Origin of the sequence: Pedobacter yulinensis, from assembly GCF_003029735.1 — a bacterium.
GTDB lineage: Bacteria > Bacteroidota > Bacteroidia > Sphingobacteriales > Sphingobacteriaceae > Pedobacter > Pedobacter yulinensis.
On the sequence record NZ_KZ686269.1, the window covers coordinates 583,398 to 608,120 of the forward strand.

Annotated in this window: 20 protein-coding genes; 6 read left to right on the forward strand and 14 right to left on the reverse strand. The window is 51.2% G+C overall.

The window, feature by feature from the left end:
* Positions 1 to 15: 15 nt before the first annotated feature.
* The 5 genes from C7T94_RS09905 to C7T94_RS09925 form a co-directional block, all read right to left on the reverse strand.
* Positions 16 to 1,161 carry a DUF3667 domain-containing protein gene (locus C7T94_RS09905; RefSeq protein ID WP_107215192.1) on the reverse strand — a complete coding sequence of 382 codons (1,146 nt, stop codon included), beginning with the start codon at positions 1,159 to 1,161 and terminating at the stop codon, positions 16 to 18.
* Between the two features lie 30 nt (positions 1,162 to 1,191).
* Complete coding sequence (locus C7T94_RS09910) at positions 1,192 to 2,448, reverse strand: nucleoside permease (RefSeq protein WP_107215193.1); 1,257 nt, start codon at positions 2,446 to 2,448, stop codon at positions 1,192 to 1,194.
* 194 nt (positions 2,449 to 2,642) lie between these two features.
* Positions 2,643 to 3,263, reverse strand: coding sequence for a bifunctional nuclease family protein (locus C7T94_RS09915; RefSeq protein ID WP_107215194.1), 621 nt, complete (start codon positions 3,261 to 3,263; stop codon positions 2,643 to 2,645).
* A 59-nt stretch (positions 3,264 to 3,322) separates the two neighbouring features.
* Positions 3,323 to 4,291, reverse strand: a complete 969-nt coding sequence (locus C7T94_RS09920) for an electron transfer flavoprotein subunit alpha/FixB family protein (protein ID WP_107215195.1) — start codon at positions 4,289 to 4,291, stop codon at positions 3,323 to 3,325.
* A 54-nt stretch (positions 4,292 to 4,345) separates the two neighbouring features.
* Positions 4,346 to 5,083 (reverse strand): electron transfer flavoprotein subunit beta/FixA family protein, encoded by a 738-nt coding sequence (locus C7T94_RS09925; protein WP_107215196.1) that lies wholly within the window; start codon positions 5,081 to 5,083, stop codon positions 4,346 to 4,348.
* A gap of 48 nt (positions 5,084 to 5,131) precedes the next feature.
* Between C7T94_RS09925 and C7T94_RS09930 the strand changes: the two genes are divergently transcribed.
* A complete protein-coding gene (locus tag C7T94_RS09930; RefSeq protein ID WP_107215197.1) occupies positions 5,132 to 5,470 on the forward strand; it encodes a tetratricopeptide repeat protein in 339 nt (112 codons plus the stop codon).
* Between the two features lie 63 nt (positions 5,471 to 5,533).
* Complete coding sequence (gene chrA / locus C7T94_RS09935) at positions 5,534 to 6,733, forward strand: chromate efflux transporter (protein WP_239494978.1); 1,200 nt, start codon at positions 5,534 to 5,536, stop codon at positions 6,731 to 6,733.
* A 13-nt stretch (positions 6,734 to 6,746) separates the two neighbouring features.
* Here the strand turns inward: chrA and C7T94_RS09940 are convergent, their stop codons facing one another.
* Positions 6,747 to 7,388: an autotransporter outer membrane beta-barrel domain-containing protein gene (locus C7T94_RS09940; protein WP_107215198.1), complete on the reverse strand. Its 642-nt coding sequence runs from the start codon at positions 7,386 to 7,388 to the stop codon at positions 6,747 to 6,749.
* A gap of 57 nt (positions 7,389 to 7,445) precedes the next feature.
* On the reverse strand, positions 7,446 to 7,811 hold the full coding sequence (locus C7T94_RS09945; RefSeq protein WP_107215199.1) for a response regulator transcription factor: 366 nt from the start codon (positions 7,809 to 7,811) through the stop codon (positions 7,446 to 7,448).
* 148 nt (positions 7,812 to 7,959) lie between these two features.
* Between C7T94_RS09945 and C7T94_RS09950 the strand changes: the two genes are divergently transcribed.
* The 3 genes from C7T94_RS09950 (at position 7,960) to C7T94_RS09960 (ending at position 9,890) form a co-directional block, all read left to right on the forward strand.
* Complete coding sequence (locus tag C7T94_RS09950; RefSeq protein ID WP_204353258.1) at positions 7,960 to 8,658, forward strand: DUF421 domain-containing protein; 699 nt, start codon at positions 7,960 to 7,962, stop codon at positions 8,656 to 8,658.
* Positions 8,659 to 8,737: 79 nt separating this feature from the next.
* On the forward strand, positions 8,738 to 9,430 hold the full coding sequence (locus C7T94_RS09955; protein WP_107215200.1) for a lysoplasmalogenase: 693 nt from the start codon (positions 8,738 to 8,740) through the stop codon (positions 9,428 to 9,430).
* Between the two features lie 52 nt (positions 9,431 to 9,482).
* Positions 9,483 to 9,890, forward strand: a complete 408-nt coding sequence (locus C7T94_RS09960; protein ID WP_162618643.1) for a hypothetical protein — start codon at positions 9,483 to 9,485, stop codon at positions 9,888 to 9,890.
* 30 nt (positions 9,891 to 9,920) lie between these two features.
* Here the strand turns inward: C7T94_RS09960 and C7T94_RS09965 are convergent, their stop codons facing one another.
* The 5 genes from C7T94_RS09965 to topA form a co-directional block, all read right to left on the reverse strand.
* On the reverse strand, positions 9,921 to 10,970 hold the full coding sequence (locus tag C7T94_RS09965; RefSeq protein ID WP_107215202.1) for an NAD(P)-dependent alcohol dehydrogenase: 1,050 nt from the start codon (positions 10,968 to 10,970) through the stop codon (positions 9,921 to 9,923).
* Positions 10,971 to 11,025: 55 nt separating this feature from the next.
* A complete protein-coding gene (gene pbpC, locus C7T94_RS09970) occupies positions 11,026 to 13,443 on the reverse strand; it encodes a penicillin-binding protein 1C (RefSeq protein WP_107215203.1) in 2,418 nt (805 codons plus the stop codon).
* A complete protein-coding gene (locus C7T94_RS09975) occupies positions 13,422 to 19,004 on the reverse strand; it encodes an alpha-2-macroglobulin family protein (RefSeq protein ID WP_107215204.1) in 5,583 nt (1,860 codons plus the stop codon). The genes pbpC and C7T94_RS09975 overlap by 22 nt, the downstream gene beginning before the upstream one ends.
* A gap of 175 nt (positions 19,005 to 19,179) precedes the next feature.
* A complete protein-coding gene (locus C7T94_RS09980) occupies positions 19,180 to 19,584 on the reverse strand; it encodes a hypothetical protein (protein WP_107215205.1) in 405 nt (134 codons plus the stop codon).
* Between the two features lie 30 nt (positions 19,585 to 19,614).
* Positions 19,615 to 22,164 carry a type I DNA topoisomerase gene (gene topA, locus C7T94_RS09985; RefSeq protein WP_107215206.1) on the reverse strand — a complete coding sequence of 850 codons (2,550 nt, stop codon included), beginning with the start codon at positions 22,162 to 22,164 and terminating at the stop codon, positions 19,615 to 19,617.
* A gap of 277 nt (positions 22,165 to 22,441) precedes the next feature.
* On the opposite strand from topA, the gene C7T94_RS09990 reads away from it, so the two are divergent.
* A complete protein-coding gene (locus C7T94_RS09990; RefSeq protein WP_107216051.1) occupies positions 22,442 to 22,951 on the forward strand; it encodes a glutathione peroxidase in 510 nt (169 codons plus the stop codon).
* 74 nt (positions 22,952 to 23,025) lie between these two features.
* Here C7T94_RS09990 and C7T94_RS09995 read toward each other — a convergent pair whose 3' ends face one another.
* A complete protein-coding gene (locus C7T94_RS09995; RefSeq protein WP_162618644.1) occupies positions 23,026 to 23,505 on the reverse strand; it encodes a hypothetical protein in 480 nt (159 codons plus the stop codon).
* Between the two features lie 8 nt (positions 23,506 to 23,513).
* On the reverse strand, positions 23,514 to 24,605 hold the full coding sequence (mnmA, locus tag C7T94_RS10000) for a tRNA 2-thiouridine(34) synthase MnmA (RefSeq protein ID WP_107215208.1): 1,092 nt from the start codon (positions 24,603 to 24,605) through the stop codon (positions 23,514 to 23,516).
* Positions 24,606 to 24,723 lie beyond the last annotated feature (118 nt).

Consider the following 24,723-nt stretch of genomic DNA (forward strand, 5'->3'; position numbering starts at 1 on the left):
AAATTTTGGCGTTTATCAGGTTACGGTATATTCCAATATCGCTGCAATAAGTGCTTCTGTAATGATCAGGCTGGCGTTATACAAGAGCATCACTGTAATCACCTTTTTGATGGTCTGGCCACGCGAACGGTTGTAAAACTTCCGCAGCCCTTCGTACAGGTACCAGACCATGCCTGCAAAGACCAGCAGACCGATGATTTGGCTAACGGTCGATCCTGCGCCGAAAATATAATGCTGGACCGGCACGGCGATGATCTGCACGATGAAAAACACGATCATGCCGTGGATGGTAAAAATCAGGTGGTCCAGGTAATAAATGTGGTTCTTCCTGAAATTCAGCATAATAAAAAACGCCAGCAATGGCATGAGCAGAAAGTACTGTTTAGGACGGTATTTATCGAGTTCTTTTTCAATGGTCCATTCCGGACCGGTTTTAGCCCTGATCTTGATGTCTTTTTTTGTCTGGAAACGCTCCAGCCAGTCATCGCGCTCAGACTCTGGAAGCCGGCTCTGCCGTGCCAGGTAAGACTGGTACGTACTGTCTTCTTTGGTGATGTGGTCACGTTTATACGCACGAATGATGCGCGCCAGCGAATCGCTACCTGTAGCCTTGTTTTTTGCTTCCAGGTCTCTGATTACCTCTGCCTGCTGTCTGAAGCTTAATTTCCTGAATTTTTTCCTGTCCAGCTGTTCATAAACCCGGTTCATTCCAATGTCTACAAGTGCACCGGCAGGCAGGCCAGGAATGTTAACCGAGTCTTTTACCTGCTGCATCTGCTGCTGCAGTTTGCGTGTCTCCTGGGCAACCTGCTGATCGGTTTTTTTCTGGCTTTTTGTCTGTGTCTGGTTTTTCGCGTGCGGAACAACGAGGAAATAGACGATTGAAACAAAAATATACATGCTCACCGGCGGCAGGTACCTGGCACGTTTGCCCGCTATGTAATCGAGCGTAACCTGCCCGGGTTTGGTAAGCAGGGGTACAAGGGTCTGAAAAAACTTGCTGTCAAAATGAAAGTAATGCCCGATGCTGTGGCTCACGAAATGCCAGAAAGGCTCCTTGAGTTCAAGGTTCGCCTGGCCGCAATTGCTGCAGTAGCGTTTTTCGATATGATCTCCGCAGTTGAGGCAGTTGTGTTCTTTCCGGTAGTTTCCTCCTGACATAGGGACTTGTAATGTTAGTGGCTGATTGGTTTAATGTTGAATGGCTTTGATTACAGCTGCGTTGTGCTTATACCGGAAAACAAAGGGGAATATAATGGCCAGCACCAGGGCATAGGCGGCGAAGGCCGTCCATATGCCGGTCCAGTCTTTTGTCTGGTCCGGAAGGGTATAAAAATGTTCAATGATGTAGCCGCTGGCAAAGCTGCCGAACAAGGCGCCGAAACCGTTCACCATCATCATGAACAAACCTTGTGCGCTGGCCCGGATCCGGGGTTCGGTCTGCGTTTCAACAAATAGGGATCCCGAGATATTGAAAAAATCGAAAGCCATTCCATAAATGATGCAGGACATGATAATCATCCAAAGACCGTCTGCCGGATTGCCATAAGCGAACAGGCCGAAACGCAGTACCCAGGCCAGCATGCTGAACAGCATGACGTATTTGATACCGAACCGGCGCAGAAAGAAAGGAATGGCCAGGATAAACAGCGTCTCAGATATTTGAGATATGGACATGATGATGGCTGGATACCTGACCGCTACCGTATTGGCATAAGCAGGCACGTTTTTGAAGTCATGCAGGAAAGTATCACCGTACGCATTGGTAAGTTGCAGTGCTGCACCCAAAAACAAAGAAAACAGGAAAAACACCGCAAACTTGCTCTGCCTGAACAGCGTAAAGGCATTGAGTCCCATTACATCGACCATACTTTTGCTGCCGGTTTTTGTCCACAAGGGCGGACATTTAGGCAGTGTAAAGGCGTAGAGCCCCAATGCGACTGCAATTGCGCCTGCTATGTAGAACTGGTTGGAAGAGGTCTCGTTCTCAGACAGGCTGACGGTCCACAGCGCGGCAATAAAGCCGATCGTTCCCCAGATGCGGATGGGCGGATAATCTTTAACAACATCGCGGCCTGCAGATTTCAGCGCCGAGTAAGCGACGGTAATAGAAAGGGAAAGGGTGGGCATATAAAAAATCATATTGACCAGCATGACCCAGAAAAATGTAACCGGATCATCTACGAGCGGCAGGGAGAACAGGCTTAGTGCTCCCAGTATATGCAATACGCCATATAGTTTCTCAGCATTGATAAACCTGTCGGCGATGATCCCGGTCAGCGCAGGCATAAAGATCGCCGAGATTCCCATGGTTGAAAAAATAATGCCGAATTCAGATCCCGACCATTGCTTGTTTTGAAACCAATACGCGCCAATGGTCAATAACCAAGCCCCCCAGATGAAAAATTGGAAAAAATTCATCACAATCAGGCGCAACTTAACGTTCATAATCTTTGTTTGGTGAATAACAGTCAGTCAGGGATGAGGGTATTCATGGTCTAAAATGAGAAAAAAATGATGGAATCGGAATTAAAATCGTTTTTTGTCCGGATAGATGCAATGGAAACGAAGCAATAAGCCCGCTTACGCAGGCTTTATTATCAAGTTTGTCGCGGAAACAGCTGTTCAATTTTACTTAGCGGTCAGGAAGTACCACGTTTATTGATCTCATCACGAATACGGGCGGCCTTTTCGTAAGCTTCTTCTGCCAGTGCTTCCTGTAGCTTCTGCTGCAGTTCCTCTACGCTAAGCTGTGCAAAAGAACTTTCACGGGCACCCGACAGTGGTATGGTCTCGGCTTCAGGATCCTTGACGATTGCATCGATGTTTTCCAGGAACAGGAAATCGTTGCTTTCAATAACAATCCCTGCCGAGGCCAGAATAAATTCATAGGTGTAAATTGCTGCACTGAAGCGAACAGCCAGCGCAATGGCGTCTGAGGTTCTGGCGTCGATTTCTTTTACCTGCCCGGCGCTGTCTGCACAAACGAGTTTTGCATAAAAAACGCCATCGACCAGGTTGTAAATAATGACTTCCTGGATGGTTATTTCGAAGGTCAGGGCAAACGACTTGAAGAGGTCGTGCGTGAGCGGCCTGCTCGGCGTCATTTTTTCGATTTCTATCGCTATGGCCTGGGCCTCGAAGGCACCGATGATAATGGGCAGCCGCCTTCTTCCCGTAACCTCTCCAAGTACCAGCGCATACGCTCCTGATTGTGTCTGGCTGTAAGAGAGGCCAACAATATCTAGTTTTACTTTTTTCATTGATGATGGTATGGCAAAGGTGCGGCCTTGCGGGCACACACCATTGCAACGTGCGGTGATTAAGCTTTATGTGCCTTCAGGGCTTCAATCAGTTTGGGAACTATTTCAAAAGCATCGCCGACAATGCCGTAATCGGCAACTTTGAAGAACGGCGCTTCCGGGTCTTTGTTGATCACTACGATTACCTTCGAAGAGCTTACGCCGGCCAGGTGCTGGATGGCGCCTGATATGCCTATAGCAATGTAAAGGTTCGGGCGGATGGCAATACCGGTCTGCCCAACGTGTTCTGAGTGCGGACGCCAGTCGGCATCTGATACGGGCTTGGAGCAGGCGGTTGCTGCGCCGAGCAGTCCGGCCAGTTCTTCGATCATACCCCAGTTTTCGGGACCTTTCAGGCCACGGCCGCCTGAGACAACGCGCTCGGCGTCTGGTAATGAAATTTTATCTGTAGCCCGTACGATGTCTTTGATTACCGTTTTCAGGTCGTTCCCGCGGATTTCGGGCTGGAAGGCCTCAACCTGCACATCGACCGGCTGCTCTTTTACGCCAAACGCATTGGGATTAAGCGCAATCACTTTTTTCGCCGCGGTAATCTCTGTTACGGCAAAAGCCTTACCAGAGAAAGCTGTTTTTTTAACGCGGAAACTGCCCGATGTGTCAGGAAGTTCGACCGCCCCGTCAACCAGGCCCGCCTGCAGTTTTACTGCAATACGCGGCGCCAGGCCTTTGCCTGAAAAAGAATTGGAAAGAACGACCACGTCTGCGCCTTCCTTTGCTGCAGCAGCTGCAATTACGCTTGCGTAAGCCTGGTTTACAAATGTTTTCAGTTGCTCAGAACCAACATTTAATATTCTGGAAGCACCATATCGGCTCAGTGAACCCAGCTCTTCTTCGGTTACGTTGCCGATTGAAATGGCCGCCAGGGAAGTGCCCAGCTGGTCTGCTATTGCTTTTGCATAAGCAACCGCCTCAAAACCGGATTTTTTAAATTTGCCATCGGCATGCTCAACATATACTAAAACTGACATATATCTTTATTTCCCACGAGGGTTTAAGGGTTGTAAAATGGATTTGTTGACAAATTAGATCACTTTCGCTTCGCTGTGCAGCAGCGCGATCAGCTGCTCCGGCTGGTCGGCAGGGATCTGTTTCACTGCGCCGCGCGGCGCCGGTGTTTCATAGCTGACAATCTTGCTCAGCTCGGGTACCGCCTGCGCTTCGACAACAACCAGCGGTTTTGTACGTGCAGACATAATACCCCTCATGTTCGGGATCTTGGGTTCTGCCACGCCTTCTGCACAACTGGCAACGAAAGCCCCGTCAATGCTGATCACCTCTTTGCCGCCCTCGATTTCACGCTCGAGCGTTGCGCTTGTTCCATCTAGATCGAGTTTTTTGATAATTGATACAGATGGAACGTCAAGGATCTCTGCAACCATCGCAGCTACCTGAGCACCATTATAATCGATCGATTCCCGACCGGTAAGAATCAGGTCAAAGTTTTGCTCTTTTGCATACGCGGCGATCTGGCTGGCAACGAACCAGGCATCACGCGGAGCGGCATTGATCCTGACAGCATCATCGGCGCCAATGGCCAGAGCTTTCCTGATGGTAGGCTCGGTGCTGCTTTCTCCGACATTAACTACCGTTACCGTGCCTTTTCCGCCTTCGCAAAGTTCAATGGCACGGGCGAGGGCAATCTCGTCGTATGGATTAAGAATGTACTGAACGCCGGCTGTATTGAATTGTGTATTATTGTCTGTAAAAGTTATTTTTGTGGTCGTGTCGGGCACGTTACTGATACATACTAATATTTTCATATATATAAGGTCTTTTTGCAAATCTACTTAAAAAAGCACGTAATTAAAATGTCGACAGACCGAATCTCGAAGTTGCTGGAGTTTTTAGAAACCGAACCAAACGACCCGTTTGTACTCTATGCGCTGGCCACCGAATACAACAGCAGGCAGGAAACTGAAAAAGCCTTTGACTACTACCTGAGGCTGGTTCGCGACCATGCGGGTTACGTAGGTACTTACTACCACCTGGGCAAGCTGTACGAAAAGACGGGGCAGACCGAGCAGGCGCTGGAAATTTACCGGAAGGGGATGGACGAGGCTAGGAAAAAACGCGACATGCATGCACTTTCAGAGCTGCAGGGCGCTTACAACAGCGCATCGGGAATGGATGATGACGATGATTATTAACGGTGTCATACCTTCCCGTTTCCAGGATAATGTTGTAACTTGACTCGTGTTTCTACAAAACCTTTGGCAAAAAGACAGCTGTTATTTATTCGCAACGTAATTTTCTTTACGTTCACCTCATTTGGCGGGGCACAGGCACACCTGGCGCTCCTCCTGAAGTACTTTGTCAAGAACAGCCATTTCATAACCGAAGAGGAGTTGCTGGAACTGAACGCTCTTTCGCAGGTTCTGCCCGGGCCGGCCTCCACGCAAACGCTGGTAGGAATTGCTTATAAGGTTGGCAGATTGCGTCTTGCGTTAATTACCTTCATCATCTGGATCCTGCCTTCTGCCGCGATTATGACTTTTGCTGCGGTCAGTTATTCCATGCTCGATCAGAAAGAACGCTTCCTGGAAGCGCTGGAATTCATCCAACCAATCGCGCTTGGGATCGTTGCTTTTGCAGCCGTGAACCTGTCTCGCAAGATCCTGGCCTCGCAGGTCTCGGTGTTCCTGGCCATAGGTGCCGTTATTGCCACACTGGTGCTGCGCAATGCCTACGTTTTTCCATTGGCTATCCTGATCGGAGGCGTTATTTCTTCGGCGGTCGAAACGCCACGTGAAGAGACCGAGCTTCGGGTCAGGCTGTTCTCGAACATTAACCCACGTAAACTGTTCTATTTTATCGGCGTGCTGCTGCTATTTGCCCTGCTTGGGGCGCTGATCAATACAACCTCGCCATTCAGCTTACCCATTCGTCTGCTTGAGAATTTTTACCGCAATGGTATTTTTGTATTTGGCGGCGGCCAGGTGCTGGTACCGCTCATGTTTACCGAGTTTGTGCAGATGAAACACTACCTGCAGGGCGGCGAATTCCTCTCGGGATATGCGCTTCAGCAGGCCTTGCCGGGACCGACGTTTTCGTTCAGCAGTTATCTGGGTGCGTTAAGCATGAAGAATTTCGGCTATGGTCCGGGCGGGCAGGTCCTGGGAGGGCTGGTCGGGGTAATTGGTATTAACCTTCCGGGCCTGATCCTCATCCTGTTCATCGTTCCGTTCTGGGATCAGTTAAAAAAGATAAGCCGCATCCGGCATTCACTTGCGGGAATCAATGCCGTGAGTGTAGGTTTTATTGTGGCGGCATTCCTGCTTATGGTACTGCCCATGCGTTTCAGCTGGCTTTCCATTGGTATGATGCTGGCTACTTTTTTCCTGCTGAACAATACCAGGGTGAGTCCGCCGCTGATTGTGCTTGCGGGGATCTTACTTAGTTTTGTGATTTAGAAAATTGATATAACTATTTGCCGGACAATTTATTAAGTAGCTTGCTTAGATTTGGTTTGATGCCCACCGTTACCGGCACCGACTGAAAGACCTTACCTTCAAATTTGCTGAAACCACGCATGTAGGCGGCCTGAATAAAAAGGTTTGCTCCCCCGATGTTGTATTCCATACCGGCTCCGGCCTCCGCAATGCCGTTCCAATTGGTTTTACTTTCCATGTTTATGGTGCTGCTGGCCGTGTTCACGGTTGCGCGAGGACTGAGAATAAAACCGCCGCCGCCGCCGGCGAAACCATAAAAGGCAAATTTATCGACCATTTTCCGGTAGCCCAGCGCCAGGTTCAGCAGATAAGTCGTTGACCTGCCGTCCTGTACGGTGTAATTGTAACCCGGGTCAATGACCTGCCCGTTGAATGAGTAAGCATGGAGGCTCACTTCGGGGTACAGGAAAAGGCCACCCTCGCCCAGGCCGATGTTCAGGCCAATGGTCGTCGAAAATTTCGGTCCCAGGTAATCTGCAGTTTCCCCGATTGGAAAGGTAAAACCAAGGCCGCTCATGGTATAAAGTTTATCCGTACGGCCTGATTCGGGCTGCTGTGCTTTCACAGAAAAAGAGATCAGTGCAAAAAGCACTGCGAGAATTGTCTTGTTTGTCATTTGAGGTGAGGGGTATGAGCTAACAACAACCGGTCACCGGTTTTGTTTCGGCTGACACTATTCCGTAAGCGCTCTGACGCGGGCAATGAGGTTGTCGATGTCGAAGGGTTTTTCCAGGAAGGCATCTGGCTCCATGCGGTCGCCATGAATATACTCTTCCTTGTAGCGGGCGGAGGTCATCATTACCGGAATGTCCCTGGTTTCCGGGCGCGAACGGAGATCCCGGAAAACCGCGCGGCCATCCATGCCGCTGAGCATGATGTCAAGGATGATCAGGTCGGGCTGGAATTCGGCCACTGCCCGTAATGTATGGCGGGCATCGAGCAGCGGGAATACCCGGTAGTCTTTCGACTCCAATGTAAGCTGGATCACTTCCAGGATATCAGGATCATCTTCAACTACTAGGATTTTTTTTTGGCTCATTATGCTGTAAAAGTGCCCATAATACGCGGGAAAAATGATTTTGTTTTGTCACTTTTTACTGGCATACTTTAAATTGCTGATGTGCAGTTGAAAAAATTAAAACAAAACTGCCCGATCCGGGATTTGATAAGGCAGCAAATGGCGAAACATGGAAAATGAACCCGGCGGCTGGGAAGGCTTGCTTTTTGGCGAACATGACTGGAACTTTATTCCTGAGATAATCATACGTACGGGGGTTATGTACATCGTGATTTTTTCGGGCCTGCGCATGCTCGGCAAACGCGGTGTAAAACAGCTTTCAGTCTTTGAGCTGGTTGTTATCATCAGCCTGGGTTCTGCCGCTGGCGATCCGATGTTTTACAAAGAGGTAGGTCTTTTGACTTCGTTTGTGGTGTTCACCGTGATCGTGAGTGCGTACAAACTGTCTGCTTACCTGTCAGGAAGAAGCAAACGTATCGAAGCGCTGTTTGAAGGTACCGCCACCTGCCTGATCGAACGTGGCGTATTTGCCATCAGCAATTTTAAGAAAGAAAGCCTGGCGCAGGATGAATTCTTCGCGGAGCTCAGGTTACGCGGCATTTCTCACCTCGGACAAGTGGAACTTGCCATCCTGGAAACTTCGGGCAACATCAGCGTCTACTTTTTTGAAGATCAGGAGGTGCAGTTCGGCCTGCCCGTGTTGCCCGCCCTGTACAGCATGCAAAGCCGGGAAATTACCACAGAAGGTTATTACGCCTGCAGTTTCTGCGGGTATGTAACCAGAACGGGGCCCGCAGTTTCCTGTACCTGCCCACGGTGCAGGAAAGATACCTGGGTACAGGCTATTGATAAAAAACGTGTTACCTAGCAGCAGGCAAATCTGAACATGTGGTTCAGCAGGAGCTTCAGATACGCTATATTTGGCCCGCAACAAAATAGCCAAGCAGATGTCGAGAACGAAACTGTTTAACATTTTATACCTGCTCACCGGCATGGCCCAGCTCGTAGCCATCTGGACGGGCAATCACTCACTTCGCGCCTGCACCAAGCCGTTGATCGTTGTGTTGCTGTTGGTCTGGCTGGTCGTCGAGACCGGCCTTAAAGGAAGATTTCAAAAAGTGATGCTGTTGGGGCTGCTTGCCGCGCTTGCCGGCGACATTTTGCTGCTGTTTCCCGGCGATCCGTTTTTCCTGGCAGGTCTGTCTGCATTTCTTATCTGTCACCTGTGCTACATTCGCGCTTTCAGGCTTGACTACCTGTCAGACCCCAGCCAGCCGAATCCCTACTTTATGCCTGCACTGGCCAGTTTCGGCATACTGTGTGCCGCGCTCATGATCTTTCTGAATGCCTACCTGGGTAACATGCGCCTGCCGGTGCTCGCTTACGCTTTTGTTATTTCCTGGATGGGTGTCATGGCTGTTAATCGCTACGGCAGGGTTAATGCGGGGAGTTTCAGGCTCGGGCTGGCCGGTGCGGTGCTGTTCGTGGCATCGGATGCACTGCTGGCCATCCAGAAATTTGCCCATCCTTTCCCGTCAGCAGAGCTCCCGATCATGGGCGCGTACATGCTGGCGCAGTACCTGCTTGTAAACGGAGCCATGGTTCGCCGGCTTAAGGTAACGCGAACACCTATAGACTAGCGCTGTCGCGATTCGCGGGCAGATGCGTATATTTGGAAAAACAGCCATACACATGAAACGACTTCGATTGCCGCTCTTTGCTTTGCTTGCGTTTTGCATGGGCCTGGCAGCCTGCGACAAAACAGCCGAAGAACAGGTAACGCTTTCTGGCACCTACAAAGGCACATTCGAGCGCCGGGGCTTACAGCAGACAAAAAAAGCTGCTGTTTCGCTCACTTTTGCAGGCAATTCCTGGGAGGGGTCGACAGACACACCGCAGTATCCTGCGCTTTGTAACGGAAAATTCCTGCTTACGGTTAACCAGGTCAAGTTCAGCAATGCCTGCACCTGGCCGGTCAACTTAGACGGCAGCCTGATTCTTTCAGGCGATTATGCCCTGCAGTTCAGCGGTGAGGTAATCACCTTGACCAAGGTGTATAAAAGCGGAGAGCGGGATATTTACAGCCTGACAAAACAGTAGCCGGCCGGCTGCTAAACCGGCCGGTATTTTTTAATCTTTCAGTGTTTTCATGTCGATCACGAAGCGGTAACGCACATCGCCCTCAATGGTGCGTTCGAAGGCTTCATTGATGCGGTCCATCGGGATGACCTCCACATCAGAGACAATGTTGTGCTCAGCACAAAAATCAAGCATTTCCTGCGTTTCCCTGATGCCCCCAACCAGTGAACCGACAAGACTTTTCCGGCCGAATATCAGGTTTGCCGCGGCAACATCAGCCGGCACCGGCGGCACGCCCAGCAGCACCATGACGCCGTTGGTTTTCAGCATGCTCAGGTACACGTTGTAATCATGTTCTGCTGAGACCGTATCGATGATAAAATCGAACTGGTTGCCAAGTTTCTTAACGCCTTCTTGATCTGTAGTCAGCGCAAAATGGTGAGCGCCCAGGCGTTCCGCATCATCCTTTTTGCCGGCAGAGCGGCTCAGCATGGTCACTTCGGCACCCATGGCCACTGCCAGTTTCACGGCCATGTGGCCAAGTCCGCCCAGGCCAACGACGGCTACGCGGTGTCCTGCGCCTACGCCCCAGTGCCGGAGCGGCGAGTAGGTCGTGATCCCTGCGCAGAGCAGGGGGGCAACATTCTGCAGGGGCAGGTTTTCGGACACTTTCAGCACAAAATCCTGTGTTACCACGATATGGGTCGAATAGCCGCCATAAGTGATCGTTTTCCGATCCTGAAGGTAAGAGTTGTAAGTTTGGGAATGCCCGTTTTCGCAGTATTGCTCGAGCCCGTCCCGGCAGTTGCTGCAGGTACGGCAGGAATCGACAAAGCAACCAACGCCGACCACGTCGCCGGTCTTAAACCTGGTTACTCCGCTTCCTGCGCCGGTTACCCGGCCAACGATCTCGTGGCCGGGCACCACGGGGTACATGGTGTTTTGCCACTCGTTGCGGGCGGTATGGATATCCGAATGGCAGACACCGCAGTACAGAATTTCAATTTCCACATCATCGGTTTCAACCGTGCGGCGGTCAAGACGAAACGGAGCGAGGGGCGCATCGGCCGCTGCGGCGGCATAGGCTTTTACATTTGTCATGGATGGATTGTTTTATGTAATGGTAAGTGTTATTGCTCAACAAGTCAGCTGCGTTTTAGTTTGCCCTGCGGTCAGCAGCCGCAACAGTAAAGTTTTGTTCGAGCCGTTCGCCGTCTTCGTCTACCAGCGCGAGGTTGTGTTTGCCGGGGCTGGCCAGTATTTCGAGCTGGTGATAGGACTGTGTGGTGCCTGCAAACTGCCCGTCAAGGTGCCAATACACTTTTTTGCCGGGAATGCGGTGCGCCAGGTTCATGACCACACGGCCGCGGTTGCCATCAAGCTCGAGCGGAATATAGATCATGGCTTTGTTTTTCGGGTAGATCATTTCCATGGCGCCTGCAGTATTTTCAGTGCAGCCTGGCAGAAAAGGCGGCAGCGGCCGGTAGCCGGTATTTTTCATGCTGTAGTAATAGGCCATAGAAGGCGGCAGCACGAACCAGGACTGGTGCCGCATCCGGCTTATACTTTCGCACCGGTCGGTTACGCGGAAATTTCCGGTGGCATCCAGGTGAACCAGGCGGTGATAGGGGCAAATACCGGTTTTTTCGCCGGCCGGCGGAACCAGTCGCGTTGATGCATTTGTACAATACTCGCCGGCTTTGTAGCCGCTTTCGGGACAAATACGCATGGTATGCAGCTTTGTTCGCGGAGTGAGGAACCATTTGCCGGCCGGGAGCATTTTGAATATATCAAACAATACGGGAGCAGCGCTCTCAATGCCTGTTAGCCCCGGCCGGCCTTCGCCATCGGCATTGCCAACCCATACGCAAACCACATGGTCGGGGCTCATGCCAATGGCCCAGGCATCGCGAAAGCCAAAACTGGTGCCAGTTTTCCAGGCCAGCCGCCTTGAAGACGAAAACTGTTCCCAAAGCCCTTCTTCGCCGGGACGCATCAGCTCTTCCATGGCATTAAAGGTTGCCCAGATGCTGCCGTGATCGAGCGCTGCCGCTGGCTGCAGGCCGTATTTATCGAAACGCCTGTCGCGCGCATCTGCCGCAATTGAGGGGTCGTCATAGTCGTGCGGGTCATACCGCCCATTATAGGTGTTAAAATGATTCAGGCTGCGCGCCATGCCGAGATAGGTGCGGCTCAGTTCCCACATGCTGACTTCTGCACCGCCCAGGATCAGCGACAGCCCGTAATGATCTGGCGGCTGGTTGAGCGAGGTAATGCCCAGTTTCTTCAGCTGGTTATAAAAACGCTCATACTTATACTGCTGCAACATCTTCACGGCGGGAATATTGAGTGAGCGGCTCAATGCCTGATCTGCCGCGATGGCGCCGTCGTAGCCCAGGTCGTAATTCTGGGGTGTATAGCCGGAAATTTGTGTGGGCACATCCGGAACGAGTGATTGAGGCAGGATAAATCCCTCGCTGAGCATGCTTGCATAGAGCAGAGGTTTGAGTGTGCTACCAGGGCTGCGCAGGGCCGAGATCATGTCAACATGGCTTTCCAGTTCGGGCTCTTGCGGCTGGTACACGTTGCCCACATAACTGAGTACTTTTCCGGTTTGCACGTTCAGCACCAGTGCGGCAATGTTATTGATGTCATTGGCCCGGTAACGGTTGTTGTACCGTTTAAGCAGTGAACTGACCCGCTGCTGCAGGTTGTAATCTATCGAAGACAGAAGTTTTGTCTTGGCCGTGTCGCTGTTTTCCAGCCTGAACCTGTTAAGGAGGTGCGGCGCATCCTGCGGGAGGGGCAGGGGCTTGCCAGGTACCGGTTCCAGTTTGGAAAGAGCGGCTGTTTCACGGTCAATAAAGCCGAGGGCGGCCATGCGGTCAAGCAGAGCATTGCGCTTGCGCACCAGGGTAACGATGTTTCGGCCCGGGTGAACCAGCGAAGGGCTGTTTGGCAGCACGGCCAGCGTTGCAGTCTCGCCCCATGAAAGGCTGGCGGCTGGCCGGCCAAAGTAACGCCAGGCTGCGGCTTCCAGGCCGACCACGTTTGTGCCGAAAGGGGCGTTGGCAGCGTACAGCCGCATGATGCCGCTTTTGTTGTAACGCAGCTCAAGCCGCAGCGCAAGTACTGCTTCAATCAGTTTTTGCCCGATGCTGCGGTTCTGCCTGCGTGATAGCCGGATTACCTGCATGCTCAGTGTGCTGCCACCGCTGACAACTGAACGCGCCCGGAGATTCTGCCTGAAAGCACGTGCTGCAGCCAGAATGTCTACGCCGGGGTGGTCTGAAAAACGCTTGTCCTCGAAAGCCGTAATGCACTTCAGGAATTTTTCGGGCACGGTGTCTGCCAGTGGGAAACGCCATTGCCCGTCGCTGGCTATGGCTGCACTTAGCAGCCGGCCATCGGCTGACTCAATCACGTATGAGGTCGGCTGCATAAATAGCCGGCCCGGCAGGGACAGCAAGAACCAGGCAAGCAGCGCAAGCAGGAGGAGATCTGAAAGGATATAAGGCCGGTACGCGCCTTGCAGGCGTACCGGCCATTTTTTTATCTGGTAACTTCGACCCATTGACCCGGTACCGTTGCACTGATGTTGTTGTCATACATGGCTTCGCAAAGCGTGGCCGGCAGGTAGAACCGGCCCAGGTATGAGGCATTCAGTAAAATCTTATAGGTGAGTGTTTCCCCTTCACGGATGTTGAAATAGGTAAACACCCGGTCGTCCCGAATGTCCTGGTAATTGGCAGGCGAGGAAGCCAGGATACTTTCATTGTCGTTCAGCCGTGCATTGATGATTTCCCAGCCCGAAGGGAAAATCTGCGTCAGCGCCATTTGTTCATACAAACCGCGTCCGCCAGGGTTTTTAATGCTGACCTCGGCAAAAAAATCCGTTCCCTGTTTCAGGTTTGCCGGGTCGACGGGTTTGCCATTAAGCAGTTTGTAACTGACAGCGGCCTGCAACACCTCTTCGCGGTTGGGCAGGAAATCGTTCTGGCCCGCTGCCGGCTGCCCGCTCAGGATAAGCCGTACGAAAAGTACACGTTTGCCGGTATTTACGAGCGTTGTCTTGCCGGTTTTAAAAGTAAGCGCTGTGCTGTTCAGGTAATTTTTTGTATCGACCTTGCCGTTCAGCCCATCGGTGGTGAAACTGTAACGGAGTTGGTTGCTGCCGGCATGCTGACCGCAGAATTTGGCAATGGCAACCAGGCTGTAAGCGGTTGTCTGCGTGCTGTACCAGCTGTCTTCACCCAGTCGGGAGGCAACCCTTTGCAGCATCTGCCCGGCTTTTCCATGCTGACCCAGCAAGGTAAGGGTTTCAAGGATCATGGCCTGGTCGCGCAGGTCAGAGCCATAGGTGCCCGACAGCTGGTTATACGGCTTGATGTCTGTAGAAAGACCTTTTATCAGCTGCGTGGCTGCGCCTCCCTGTCCGGCCAGTTTATAAGCGGCAGCCAGGCGCCATTTTGCGCTAACAGACAGGTATTCGAAGGCCCTCAGGCGGTTCATTGCGGCCATTTCGGGTTTCCTGGCAAGCGCCAGAACGTATAAACGATATGCCTGCATGAGATCGCCGCCGTAAAAATTGGTGCTGTTTGGCGCCCAGGCTGCGGCTTTCGTTCTCAGGTACTTGATAAACCCATTTTCTGCGCCGGCAGGAAGTTCATATCCCGCGGCCGCGGCTTCGATAAGGAAGTGCGCCGCATAATTTGTTCCCCATTCGTCAGCTGCAGCCTCGTTCGGCCAGTAGGCAAATCCGCCGTCGGCTGTCTGGAAGGCTTTCAGTTTGTTGACGCCCGCTTTCACATTTTTCTGCACCGCCGCCTGCTGTTGCTGGCTCAGTTGACTCAGTTGGTGCAGCACCAGCTGCGGAAAAACGGCCGAGGTGGTCTGCTCAACGCAGCCGTGCGGGTACTGTAACAGGTAACCAAGCCGTTTGCCAAGGTTAAGCGGCGGAATGGTCGAAACTTCGACAGCGCCTGAATTGGTTCCTGCCGTACCGATCGGCTGAAAGCTGGTTTCCCAGCGCTGCCCGGGCTGCAGCGTCGCGGCCTGAACATTCGTTACGTATGGGTTCGGATTGCGTACGTCGATCTCAACATCATAGAATGACCGCTCACCGCCACTCTGGGCAGTAACCCGTACCCTGGCAATACCGGTTTTTTCGGGAACAGTGATGTTAAAGAAACATTGCTGTTCGCCAGGTTGCTTATAATAAAGTACCTGGCTGTTTTTGCCGTTTACGCTCAGTTTCTGGGCTGCCAGAGAAACGGTAACATTTTTTAGGTTGTTTTCAGTGGCGAAAACGGTGACAGGCAGCGTAAATTGCTCACCCGGACCAACCATGCGCGGCAGGGTTGCCAGCAGCATCAATGGTTTTTTGACCTGTACCGATTTTTCAGCAAACCCGTACGCACCGTCCTGGCCTGCAACAACCATGGCACGTACGGCGCCGATATATGGCGGGAGCGTAAACTTATGCGCTTTTTTCTCGCCAGCGGCCAGGTAGAAGGGCCCTAGGAATTTTACCACGGGTTTGAAACGGTTCGCCTTTGCGGGATTGAGGTTGCGGTTGGCTGTACCATCGCCGCCAATGCTGAGCAACCTTTCGAGGTTGCCGCCCCAGGCTCCCAATACATAGTCAAACAAGTCCCAGGTTTTAACCCCTAAGCCCTCTCGGGCATAGAACGCCCCGTGCGGATTTGGTGTTTTAAACCGCGTCAGGTCCAGCAAGCCTTCATCTACAAGAGCAATGGTATAGGTCATGGCCTTGCCATTCTGCTCGGACACTGTAAGCGAAGAAGGCGTTTCAGGCCTGATCTTCGCTGGCATGTTTAGCTGCGGTTTAAGTATCGTGCCCGGATCCTCGATCAGCAGCGGGATAGCACCGTACATGCGTATGGGAAGGTCGTTAACCGTCTGGGCATGGGGCTGCAGCAGGGAGACATTTGCAAAGACGTTCGGCGCCATGTCTTTTTCGGCCCTGAAACGGAACTGCGTTTGTCCGGCAGTGGTCTTTGTCCAGAATGTTTTGATGACGCGGCTTCCGTTTTCAATGGAGATGAGGGCCCTTCCTGCTTTCGCTGTCGGAATGGTCAGCACCACCTCTTCGCCAACTTTGAATTTCTGTTTGTTAGCGGTGAAAGACAACATCGAGGCCTCGGTCGGGTTGTTTGCCTGTTCACGCTGTGCCCATCCCGGCCAGTCCACATACACAGACTTGCCGGTAACGTGTCCGCCTTCGAGATCGCGCACCAGGATCAGGTACCGTCCCCATTCAGGTTCGTCCAATCTTAGGTTCCAGCTGCCGCGGCCGTTGATCAGGGTAACATTTGTCTTCTGAATAATTTTATTGAACTGGTTTTGCGTAAAATTTGCGTAAGTATAGGCATCGTCCTGATCCCACCACCAGCGCCACTGCACTTTGTAGAGCTCAACCTGAACGGTTTTGTTGCCTGCCTGCAGTCTGCCGTCGGTATTTACGCTTACCAGGTCCATGCGGTGGTCTTTACCGGTTACCAGCATGCCGCTGAGGCGATCTCCCTGCGGACTGCGGATGCCGAGGTAACTGCTGTATACATGGTAGGGGATACTGAAATAATCAAGGCTGAAATTGCCACCGGGCTCGAACACCTTCGTGGTGAAATTGGCTTTCAGTACGCCCGGCGCCGTGTTTTCGTCGAGGTTTGTGTTCACGGTCGCGCTGCCATTTTCATTCAGCCTGCCATTAAAGATGGTTTTTACCTGCGATTCAAAGCGGACCGTCGGGTTGTCAAAGCTATAACCTTCAAAACCCTTAAATGCCGTGGCTGCAGTGCTTAGGTTCACATCTACCGTGGCCCTAAGATTTTGGGCTGTTGCACCGAACAGCCAGCGCGCAGAAAGCTGCGCAGCCGAAGCCGATCCCGAACGGAGGTACTTGCGGCCGGCGGTATTGAAATCGATCTTTAAGCGATTCGGCATGACCGTTTCCACCTTAATGGTTTTGCTGAAGACCGAGCCGCCTGCCCGGGCTTTAAGGAGCCAGTTGCCGGTCGGTGCGCCATTGTCTGTTGCTGTTTTGTAAGTATAAAAGCCGTTGAGCGACTGCCCGGCTACGGTCTTTTGATAGAGTTTTCCGCGGGCGTCGTATAATTCGAACGTAACCGGATAGCGGGCGGGGAGCTTTTTCAACTTGTCTTCAAGGATGAATGATACGAAAATCGAATCGCCGGGCCGCCAAACCCCGCGTTCCCCATACAGATAGCCCTTTACACCGTTTTGTACCACGTCGCCGCCTACATCGAAGCGGCTCAGGGGCAGGGCATTGCCGTCGTCCAGTTTCAGGTAGCCGCGCTCATCGCCCTTCCTGGCAATGAGCAGGAAGGGGCGCCTGGTCAGCGTGAAACTGGCCATTCCATCGCCATCGGTCTTACCTTTAAGCAGCACCTGGTTCTGGTAGTCAACCAGATCCAACTCCACTCCGCTCATCGGCTCGGCAGTGAGCAGGTCGGTAGCCACCACCAGCATGCTGTTGTCATTGCCCCGTTTTGCAATAAGACCAAGGTTTGATGCCATCAGGTTGCGGCTGGCAAAGCGCTCCCGGGTATAAAATGAGGGTGTACAGGGGTTATCCCGGTCATCCCAGCGGTAGTTCATGGGATAATAGGCTTCGTACCGGGACCAGAAGTCGTCGTCTTCGTCTATCTTTTCTGAATAGTATTCGCCATCTTCATTTTCAGACGCTTCCGATCCCTGTGTACCGGCATCGCATTTATAGAGGTTGTATTCCCTCCTGAAACCGATGGTTACCCGGTACATGGCGCCCGGTTCGGTTTTCAATAGTTTGTCCAGGTCCAGGTTAAACCGGTTCTTCTTGTGCAGGTTGAGCGCTTTGTCGTCGTCAAGCCTGATTGTTTTCTGGACAACCGGTCTGGCTACCCGCCGCAGCTGGTTGCCTTCCTTGTAATTGTTTGCCTGGAAAAACTGTGGTATGTTGTTTTCGTAAATTTTAATGATTGTTACATCAACAGCGCTCAGGTTTACGGCGTCAAATGGTAAGATCAACTTTCCTGAATTGGGCAGGATGGTGCCGCTGCCCGCTATAATGGCCTGCGGAAGTTTGTTCTCAAAAACCAGGCTGGCCGATTTGGTCATGTCAACACGATTGTTCCGGATGTTTTCAACGCCTGTACTGACTTGAAGCATGTGCGTGCCTTCCAGCGCCTCGGACGCATAAACTTTTACCTGGCTGCCGTCTATAGTAAAGCGCAGGTCTGCAAATGTTCCCAGCGTAATCAGCCCGGCAAGGTCCTGTGCTACATTTACCGGTTCTGAAAACTGCACCAGCGCGTAATCCTCATCATCCTGAACCGCCCGGATATCCAGTACCTTGAAGACACCGAGCTTTGGCAGGGCCAGCGTTGTCTCACCCTCCTGGTCGGCCCGGATAGCGTCGCCGTCCCAGCTCAGTTCAACTTGCTGCTCACTTGCTGTTTTTTTGATACTGTCAATGGTAAACGTCGACTGGCGTGCTGAGAGATCGTGTTTCCATTTGATATTCAACTTTTTACCGGCGCTTGCCTGAAGCAGCTGTTCAATGGCCGCGCTTTCTTCCGTGTCTGACGTGGTAATGCTGCCACTTAACTTCATCAGATCCATTGACGAGCTGTTCTGCGACACCAGCCCGTGGTTTTCAACTGAAAATCCGGGTTTAATGATTTTGAAGCTAAAGTCAAACGCTTCAAGTCCTTTCTCTGTGTCGGTAAGCTCATCAAGCTGCAGACTGGCATGGTAAGTTTCTCCTGGCTCGAGATCGTCTTCCGGCCTGAACTCGAGCGTGCGTGCGTCGACCCAGTACACTTTGCCGCTAACGGCGGGAGAAAACCGGATCAGGCTGCGTTCATCTGCTTTACCCGGGGTAATCACGTTTTTGACGTTCCCGGCCAGCTGTATCCTTATAAAACTCTTCTTGGATATGGTACCTGAGGTGTAGGCCTCGATGTATTTTTCATAAGCTTTGGCGTCACTGTCTTTGCGGGGCTTGTTAAAAATAAAGAACAGAGAAAGGGCGACCGTAACTACGGCGAGGCCTGCAAGAATGAGATTGCGGGTCTTTTTTCGGGGCGTTAATCCGGAGGTTGTGTTTTCCATAATGCATGATAAAGGCGTCGGAAAAATACAGTTTTTTTTGAAGTGAAATGCAAAGATTCAAACTACACGATAACATGCCTGCGGTCCGGATTTGGAAACCAGCGCGTTATACATGCCGAGGCGCGAAGTTACTAGAGCAGATGCGCTGCTGAAGCAGCAGGATTGAGCGAAAGCGTTATTTAATCATGACACCCGGCATGTTGACCAGCGGGATCCGGATCAGGTTTTCTTCAATGATACTCTCGGGGAGAAAGTAAAATTTCTTGTCGTAAATGGTACCATCAATGTAATAGCTTACCCAGTACTCGTTGGTAAGACCGAACACTGCCGGGTCAATGGCCTCGACCCCGGCAAAAGATGCGGCCTTCATGTCGCCGATAAAATGCCGCAAAACTGACGTTTTAACCTGTTTCCCGTCCTTTTCTCCATACCCTTTCGAACTAATCAGCACATTACTGATCGCCTTTTCTTTCAGGTTGATGATGTACACCGTCCAATGTTTTGCTTCAGGCGTTTCGTTCTTGAGAACGACAGCCATGGCGATGTCTTCTACAATATTTTCGGGCAGGTCTTTTTTCATAACAAACTATGCGCAGAACAGCAGCGGCCATTACTTGGTTTTTGCCGTCGTCTTTTTTGCAGCCGCTTTCTTTTTTGCGGGCTTGGCCTGAAAAGCATCCGGTACCTGGCTTTCGATCATTTTTTTAACATCGTCCAGGCTCAGCGCGCCCAATTCTTCAGCAGTATACTTTTGTTTCGTAGCCGGGTTATTGCCTAGTTTCAGCATCTGCTTTCCGAAACGGATGAAGGGTCCCCAGCGACCGTTTTCAATGGCGATCTTTTCAGTCTCCCAGTTCTGAATATACCGGTTGGCTTCTTTTTCCAGCTTTTTATCAATGAGTTCATTGATATCTTTCTGTGTCAGCTGGTCAAAGTTATAAGCCTTTGGCACATTGATAAACAGGTTGTTCCATTTAATGAATGGGCCGAAACGTCCTTTTCCCTTTGTAACGGGCAGGTCCTGGTAAGTCGCTACCGGTGCATCTGTACTTACTTTTTCATTGATAATTTCAATAGCACGGTCCTGCGTAATCGAAAGCGGGTCTTCATTTTTCGGGATGGAAATATAGGCTTCGCCCCATTTAACGTACGGACCAAACCGCCCAACGCCAACAGAAACCTCTTTTCCCTCGAAATCTTCAAGCTGGAACGGAAGCCTGAACAATTCCAGCGCCTCTTCGAGCCTAATCGTTCCGACAGATTGCGATTTCAGCAGGCTGGCATACCTTGGTTTTTCTTCATCATCGCTTTCACCGATCTGCACCAGCGGACCAAAGCGGCCGACTTTTGTGTAGACATTTTTACCCGTTGCAGGATCTGTTCCGAGCAGGCGTTCGCCGGTGGCGCGCTCAGCGGTTTCGAGCGTGTTTTCTACTTCGTTATGAAAGGGATTATAAAAGGAGTGGAGCATTTCTGTCCATTCTTTCAATCCCTGGGCAATTTCATCAAATTCTTTTTCCACTTTTGCCGTGAAATTGAAGTCGACAATGCCTTTAAAATGCTCAACCAGGAAATCATTTACGACCTCGCCGATATCTGTAGGAAACAGTTTGGCTTTTTCAGCGCCTGTAACCTCACTTCTGGTCATTTTGGTCAGCTGCCCCCCGCTAAGCTGCATGGTCTGAAATTTCCTTTCCTTGCCTTCGCGGTCTTCTTTGACTACATAACCACGGTTTTGTATCGTAGAAATTGTCGGGGCATAGGTCGAAGGACGGCCAATGCCGAGCTCTTCCAGTTTTTTCACCAGGCTGGCCTCTGTATAACGGGCCGGGGGCCGGGTAAAACGTTCTGTTGCGTTCATTTCCCGCAGCTGCAGGGACTGCCCCTTCGACAATGGAGGCAGTGTGTTGCTGTTTTCACGGTCCTCTGATTCATCGTCATCTGTCGATTCAAGGTAGACTTTTAAAAAGCCGTCGAACTTCATGACCTCACCTTCGGCTACCAGGTGTTCATTGCGTGTGCTTACCTGTATCTGTGCGGTGGTTTTCTCAAAGAGCGCTTCGCTCATCTGCGATGCGATGGCGCGTTTCCAGATCAGTTCGTACAGGCGCCGCTCGGCATTGTCTCCGGCGACGGTATGCTGATCAAAATAGGTGGGCCTGATGGCTTCGTGAGCCTCCTGTGCGCCTGCAGATTTGGTTTTGTAGCGCCTGCTTTGGTGGTACTTGTCGCCATAGGCAGAACGAATCTCAGCCTCGGCAGCCTGAATGGCTGTGTCTGACAGATTTACAGAGTCGGTACGCATGTAGGTGATCTTACCGGCTTCGTATAAACGCTGGGCCAGCTGCATGGTTCTTGATACCGAATAGCCAAGCTTGCGCGAGGCCTCCTGCTGCAGGGTTGATGTTGTAAAAGGAGGGGCCGGGTTGCGTTTGGCGGGCCGGGTATCGAGTGCGGCAATGGCAAAACTCGCATTGATGCAGTCGCCCAGAAATTTCTCCGCATCTGCGGCCGTTTCAAAGCGTTGCGGCAGCTCTGCTTTGACCAGTTCTTTTCCCGTGCCGGTGCCAAAAATGGCGGTTATTTTGAAGGCAGCGGATGCGCGAAAGTTGTTGATCTCACGCTCCCGCTCTACGATGATGCGCACCGCGACAGATTGTACCCGACCCGCTGAAAGTGAGGGTTTTACTTTTTTCCACAAAACCGGCGATAGTTCAAAACCAACCAGGCGGTCCAGCACGCGCCGGGCCTGCTGCGCATACACCAGGTTGTAGTCTATGGTTCTCGGATTGTCGATGGCTTTCAGGATGGCTGGCTTGGTGATCTCATGGAAAACAATACGTTTGGTGCGGTTTTCCTGCAGGCCCAGGGTTTCGTAAAGGTGCCAGGAGATCGCCTCGCCCTCCCGGTCCTCATCGGATGCGAGCCAGACCATTTCGGCGTTTTTAGCAAGCTTTTTTAATTCGGTAACCACCTGTTTCTTGTCAGCCGGTACCTCGTAAGTCTGCGCAAAGTCTTTGCTGATGTCTATACCCATATCGCCCTTTACCAGGTCGCGAATGTGGCCATAGCTCGACTTTACGAGGAAATCCTTGCCGAGGTATCCTTCGATCGTTTTGGCTTTCGCCGGTGATTCTACAATTAATAAGTTCTTCGCCATCCGGAACGTTTTTTTGCAAATAAAACTATAAAATACGCTAAATTCAAAATCGCCGGGTCAATAACCATTCGCTTTTGGGCTTGTTTTGCGTCATTTTATCATGTTTAAAGAGGGGTAGCGGTGAGCGTGGCTGCCGGTAAGTAGCTTTCAGGCAGGGGGCTAAGTGCTGCAAAGATAAACCGGGGCCGCAGGCGGCAGCCATCCTGTAAAGTTTACATTCCTTATATATATGTAAATCCTTTTTCTGTGTAATTTCGTTTTTAAAGATAAAACTATGATGAATACTTTATTGATCCTGTTCAGCCTGCTGGTTACGCCGCCAAAGAACGCTTATGATTTTAAGTTTAAATCGATTGATGGAAAAGAGATCAGCCTCGCCAAATTCAAGGGCAAGAAGATCCTGATCGTAAATACCGCTTCGAAGTGTGGTTTTACGCCGCAATATGAAGAGCTGGAAAAGCTGCATAAACAATATGGCAAAAAACTGGTACTGATCGGTTTTCCGGCAGGTAATTTCGGCGGTCAGGAGCTCGGTACCAATTCCGAGATCCAGGCGTTTTGCAAAAAGAACTATGGCGTGACGTTCCTGCTCGGAGAAAAGTCGAGCGTTAAAGGAACAGATATCTCACCGCTGTTTTCCTGGCTTACTTCCCAGCCCAATGCAGATTTTACCGGCGACATCAAGTGGAATTTTGAAAAGTTCCTGATCAATGAGAAAGGAGAACTGGTTCACCGTTACCGGTCGAACGTGAAGCCGATGGACGAATCCATCACTAAAAACCTTTAAATTAAAATAAGAAAAGCCGGGTAAAGCCCGGCTTTTTTTTGATGCTGAGTTTGGCCGTAAACCTGTGCAGCTGGTTACAAAGCACCCATCGCAATGATAAACGGGTCTATAATTCGCACTGTTGAAAACGGCCTGAGTTTCTCAAGCGCCTGTGCCCGGATCCGGGGATCGGGGTTGCGGGCTTTATTTTCTGGTTCGGCATGCATGTTTTGCAGAGTCACGTAACACACCACAACACTGCCCGGGACATTCGCAAAAGCACTTTTTTCTGCCATGATCTCTGCTGTGGCAGTTTTTTCTCTGAGAATGCTGTCCAGCAACTGGTCTTTATCAAAAAGCAGCACCTGTTCTGCAAGGCCCGCCTTATTTACTTTCACCGCAATGGCAAACTGCATCAGTTTACCCTGGTAGTCTGGCAGGCTGCTGTAACGCTGGTGGCTCTCAGCACTGATCCAGCTGCAGTTGGCGAGAAAGCGACCTGCTTTTTCGTCATCCTGCGCAGCAGCGACAAAGAAAGTGCAGGCCAGAAAAGTCGTGATCAGGAGGTGTTTCATAACCATGGTTAAACAAGGAAGCCGCCGCCCAACAGGTCGTTGCCTTCGTAAAAAACAGCCGACTGGCCTGGGGCAATGGCAGAGACAGCGTGATCGAACACGACGCGCATGCGGTCCTTTTCCTGTACAATGGTGCTCAGCGAGCCGGCATCCTTGTACCTGATTTTCGTGACCACCTCAGCCATCGGTTCGTCAATCCGATCGTATTTGATCAGGTTGAGGTTACGCACCATGGCCTCTGTTCGCTCCAGCTCGTCGGCGCGTCCCAATACAACCGTATTGCTTTCAGGAAGAATTTGTGTAACAAACATAGGCTCGCCCAGTGCAATACCCAGGCCTTTGCGCTGCCCGATGGTATAAAAGGGATAACCTTTATGCTGGCCAACCACCATGCCGTTGGTGAGTATAAAATTCCCGCCAGAGACCTGCTCCTCAAGTTCGGGAACCCGGTGTTTCAGAAAGGCCCGGTAGTCGTTATCGGGAACAAAACAGATTTCATAGCTTTCGCTTTTTTTAGCCAGTTCTTCCTGGCCCATATCAAGCGCCATCTGCCTGATCTCGGCTTTCGAAAAACTACCAAGCGGAAATTTGGTTCGCTTTAAGTTTTCCTGCGAAACGCCCCACAATACATAACTCTGGTCTTTGTTCTCATCTTTACCTTTGGAAATGACATACCGGCTGTTGTCATGCTGCCGGATGTTCGCATAGTGGCCGGTGGCTATAAATTCGCAGTCGAGTTTATTGGCCCGTTTTAGTAAGGCTTCCCATTTGATGTGTGTATTGCACAGCACGCATGGATTGGGTGTGCGGCCTGCCAGGTACTCATCAACAAAGTTGTCGATAACAAAGTCGCCGAATTCATCACGGATATCGAGAATGTAGTGCGGAAATCCATAGTTAACAGCCAGGGTACGCGCATCATTGATGCTGTCCAGGCTGCAGCAGCCGGTTTCCTTGCTGTCTGAGCCCGATGTGGCATAGTCCCATGTCTTCATCGTCAGGCCGATCACCTCGTAACCCTGCTCGTGCAGCATCACAGCAGCTACAGAGCTGTCTACGCCACCGCTCATGGCCACCAATATTCTTCCGTGTTTGCTCATCTTAAAATAATTAAGGCAAAAATAGCGGTTTTTATTGTAAGATTGCGTGTTTGCGGGTCAGTCGGCTGTCAAAAGCATGAGGGTCATTTTTTGGCAAGTTAAACGATATAGCAGCTAA